The organism is Candidatus Streptomyces philanthi, assembly GCF_059553635.1.
In genome coordinates, this window is record NZ_JCANQV010000411.1 from 1 (window position 1) to 3,994 (window position 3,994).

Sequence of the window (3,994 nt, forward strand, 5' to 3'; positions counted from 1 at the left end):
CACCTTCCTCCGAGTTGACCCCGGCAGTCTCCTGTACCGCGCGGCCCGCCGCGGCCGTCGCCAGACAGGCCAGCAGCCCGAACGCGGCCGCTCCCCGCCGCCCCCATGTCCGCCGCCGCTCCCCGGCGCGGCGTGCCCCGGTGAGCCGGAAGCCGATGCGTCGCATGTCAGCGCGTCTCCTTTTCCACCCAGTCCAGGTATCCGGGGGCGCCCCGTACGACGGGGATGGCGATGATCTCGGGGGTGTCGTAGTCGTGGGCCTCGTGCAGATGGGCTTCCAGCGCGTCGTAGCCCGCGGGCGTGGTCTTGAAGAGAACCTGCCGTTCCTGGGCGGTCTCGACGGTGCCCTGCCAGCGGTAGACCGAGGTCACCGGGGCGCTGATCTGCGCGCAGGCCGCGAAACCTCCGTCGATCGCACCGCGCGCCAACCGCTCGGCCTTCTGCGCGCTGTCGGTGGTGGTCATGACGATCAGGCAGCGGACCGGCTCCTCCGCCGGGCGGGACGGTGTGTGCGAACGGTCGGTCACGGCGGACACCCTTCGAGGTCGGTGGGGGGCGGGTGACGAGTACAGAGCTGTGACGGGTGCGAGACGAGTGAGAGGAATCAGGGGGCGGACGGGGCACCGGCCGGGCGGCCTTACGACGCCCCGTCCTCAGCATGGGCAGAAGCGTTGCCGATCATGCGCATCGTACGAAGCGCGGCTGACCGGCTCCTGCCGACGGGCCGCCTCGTACCCCTTCGGGTCGCCCTCGCGCGCCGCTGGACGCCCCGGCTTGCGCCCGGCGCGGGGCGGGCCAGGATGGAAGAACGCTCTGCCTCCGGCCCGTGTCCGCACCGGAAAGGCCCGCACGATGACCGACGATCTCCATGCCCTCGCCCGTGAGCTGCTGGCCGACGCCCATGCCTCGGCGCACGGGCGCGGCGCGCGTCTCTTCCTGCACGACGGGCCGCTGCGGCAGACGGTGATCGCGTTGGTCGCGGGGGCCCGGCTGGAGGAGCACAACGCTCCCCCGGCGGCGAGCCTCCAGGTGCTGCGCGGCCTGGTCCGGCTGACCGCACCCGGCGGGAACCGCCAGCTGGTCCCAGGTCAGATCGTCCCCATCCCGCACGAGCGGCACGGCCTGTACGCGGTGGAGGACGCGGCGGTACTGCTCACGGCCGTCACCGCGGTACCGGACACGGGCACCACCCCGGCGGGCTCCGCCACCGCCCAGGGCTGAGCGCCGACTCCCCTCTCCAGGGCCTTTCCCCCGGGCGGTCGCGCAGGGGCTTCACCCCGCGAACCACTGGTCGAACGCCAGCTTGCACAGCAGCGCCACGACCACCGTCACCAGCACGCCCCGGACGAACCCCGCCCCGCGTTCGAGCGCCATCCGGGCGCCCACCATCCCGCCGACCAGGTTGAACACGGCCAGCAGAGCGCCGAGTTGCCACAGGACGGTGCCCTGCGCGGCGAACATCGCGAGGGCCCCCACATTCGTACACACGTTGACGACTTTGGCGGTGGCGGACGAGGAGACCAGGTCCATGTGCAGGATGGCGGCGAGCGCCACGACCAGGAAGGCTCCGGTACCGGGCCCGATCAGCCCGTCGTAGAAGCCGATACCCAGGCCGGCGACGAGCACCGCCGCCGCCACACGGCGCCGGGTGACCGCGCCCGGTGACGCGGCCGCGGTCCCGAACGCGGGGCGCAGCAGCACGAACGCGAGCACCACCAGCAGTACGACCATGATCAGCGGCCGCAGCACCGCACTGTCGATCCCGGCGGCGAAGAACGCTCCGGCGAGCGAACCGGCCAGCGCCGCGAGACCGATGCGCAGAGCGGTACGCACATCGAACGGAGCCCTGCGGACGTAGGTCACGGCAGCCGCCGCGGTGCCGACAACGGCGGTGGACTTGTTGGTGCCCAGCACATAGGCGGCGGGAGTGTGCGGCAGACCCACCAGCAGAGCGGGCAGCAGCAACAGACCTCCACCGCCCACGACGGCGTCGATCCAGCCCGCGGCAAGTGCGGCCAGGCACAGCAGGGACACAGTGGTCAGGGATATCTCGGCAGGCACCGCACGATCCTACGGACGGCCGGCAACCGGGAGGCATCCTTATGGCTCTCTCTTCCCGCCCTTACGGCTCCCTTCTCCTGGCTCCATGGCCTCCGCTCTTCTTATGGCTCGCTTCCTCCAAAGTCCGGGCCGCGCGGGACTGCGGGCCACGGCCCCGTGGCCGGTTCACGGAGGGTCGGTGCGGGGCACCTTCCGTTCGACGGTGAAGCGGACGAATTCCGCCGGGCGGGCCGGGGCCACCCCGATGTCGCAGCGCACGGTGTCCGGTCCGGCGGTGCCGCCGGTGGGGTCGCACACCGAGTGGAACGCTTCGTAGGGCACGCTGCCCTTGAGGGCGCCGATGCGCCACTGGTCCATGAGGAACGCGCGGACGGCCTGTTGGACGGCGGTGCGGAACCCCTGGCCGTCGGTGCCGTCCTCCGGCAGGGTGAGGCCCCTGTCGAGGGATGCCTTGATGTGGCAGACGAGACGGCGGGTGTGGAGGTACCGCCACTCCCCGGTGGTGCTCAGGGTGCGGGCGCCCCAGACCAGGTGGCCGCGGTCCGGGAACGTCCGCAGGCAGTTGACGCCCCGTGCGTGCAGCGGCGCCTGGAGATCGTCGGTGATCTCTTCGACAAGGCCGGTCACCTCGCGCAGCACGGCGTTGGCGGGCGCCTTGTGGACCCCGCGTTCGGCGTCGGTCCGCGCCCAGACACCGGCGACATGCCCGCACGGCGGGACGGCTCTGGGGGAACCGTCCGGCCCTCGCACCGTGACCCAGGGGTGGTACAGCGCCCCGAAGGAGCGGTCCTGCTCGGGGAGGCGCGGCACCATGGCCGCCGGCTCGCCGGACGCGGCACCGGGCGGGGCGTCCAGGACGGCGACCCGGTCCCCGTACTGCGCGCAGTGCCGCAACAGAGTCCCCATCAGGGACTCGGCGCTGTCGGGGCCGTCCTCGTCACCGGCCTTGGGCCACAGGTCGGGGGCCGCGACGACGGACACCGGTTCCCGTGCCAGGCCCGCGAGCCCGGTGCGGAGTGTCGTATCGCCGGCCAGGGCCCGCAGGGGTGGCAGTGCGGGGTCGAGCGGGACGACATAGCAGTGCCGGCCGCCGTTGGCGAAGAAGCCGGAGACAGCGGCGGCGAGGTGGCCACCGTCGGCGCCCTCCCCGAACGCCGCGGTGAACTCGCTCCGGCTGCGGACCGGTCGCGGGGCCTGGGGGCCTCCGCCCGTGTACCCGAGGAAGGCGGCGGTCGAGCTGTCCGCGGCGGTGATGGCCCGTACGCCCGCGAGGAGCGGCGCGGGCACGGGGCGGGGGACGGTTCCTTGGGCCGGGGTGGTGGTGAGGTGCGGGATGCCGCGGGCGGCGGAGAGTCCCGGGGGTGGGGATTCGGACATCACGAACTCCTTCGTCGGTTCCGGGCGCAGTGCCGGTGGTGCGGGTCGTTGAGGGATCGGGTGGCAGGTGTAGGGGCATGGGGTGACCGGGCGGCTCCGACGGCCGTGCGGAAGCACGCCCGGTCGGTCACGTGCCCTCCACGCAGAGTGATCAACGTAAAGTAATCATGACATGACTCTGTGTAACTTCACAATGGCTTGGCGTTGTGTTCGCGGCGCGAGATCGCGCACACCCCTCCCCCGCGCGCCCCCTACGCACCACCGCGCGCCACCGCCGGCCGCGAGCCGCGGTCGACGACCTGCCGGCCGTTGGCCGCGAGCCCCGCCCCGCAACCGTCCGGTCGCACCACCTCCCTTTTCCGGACCAAGAAAACGATCACGATCCGGCACCCTTCAGTGCGCGAGGGAGGTGATCCGTCATGTGCTCCATCGCGGCGACACGTCCACGCTGCCGCCGGAACGGGGTTTGTGGCGGATCATGAGCCATCGCCGCATTTCAGAGGAGTACCCGCGCTGTTCTGCCGACGGCGGAACAGCGGCCCGACCGGACTCGGAA

General features: G+C 72.4%; 4 protein-coding genes. 1 reads left to right on the top strand and 3 read right to left on the bottom strand.

Going from position 1 to position 3,994, the window contains the following annotated elements; translation table 11 throughout:
• Positions 1-167: 167 nt before the first annotated feature.
• Positions 168-464 carry a divalent-cation tolerance protein CutA gene (gene cutA / locus AC51EU_RS27980; RefSeq protein WP_496269882.1) on the bottom strand — a complete coding sequence of 99 codons (297 nt, stop codon included), beginning with the start codon at positions 462-464 and terminating at the stop codon, positions 168-170.
• Between the two features lie 388 nt (positions 465-852).
• Between cutA and AC51EU_RS27985 the strand changes: the two genes are divergently transcribed.
• The gene (locus AC51EU_RS27985) at positions 853-1,221 is read left to right on the top strand and encodes a cupin domain-containing protein (RefSeq protein WP_496269879.1); all 369 of its coding nucleotides are present in this window, start codon (positions 853-855) and stop codon (positions 1,219-1,221) included.
• A 51-nt stretch (positions 1,222-1,272) separates the two neighbouring features.
• Here AC51EU_RS27985 and AC51EU_RS27990 read toward each other — a convergent pair whose 3' ends face one another.
• Both AC51EU_RS27990 and AC51EU_RS27995 read right to left on the bottom strand, forming a co-directional pair.
• Positions 1,273-2,061 carry a sulfite exporter TauE/SafE family protein gene (locus tag AC51EU_RS27990; RefSeq protein WP_496269880.1) on the bottom strand — a complete coding sequence of 263 codons (789 nt, stop codon included), beginning with the start codon at positions 2,059-2,061 and terminating at the stop codon, positions 1,273-1,275.
• Positions 2,062-2,226: 165 nt separating this feature from the next.
• The gene (locus AC51EU_RS27995; RefSeq protein ID WP_496269881.1) at positions 2,227-3,438 is read right to left on the bottom strand and encodes a phage tail sheath family protein; all 1,212 of its coding nucleotides are present in this window, start codon (positions 3,436-3,438) and stop codon (positions 2,227-2,229) included.
• Positions 3,439-3,994: the final 556 nt, after the last annotated feature.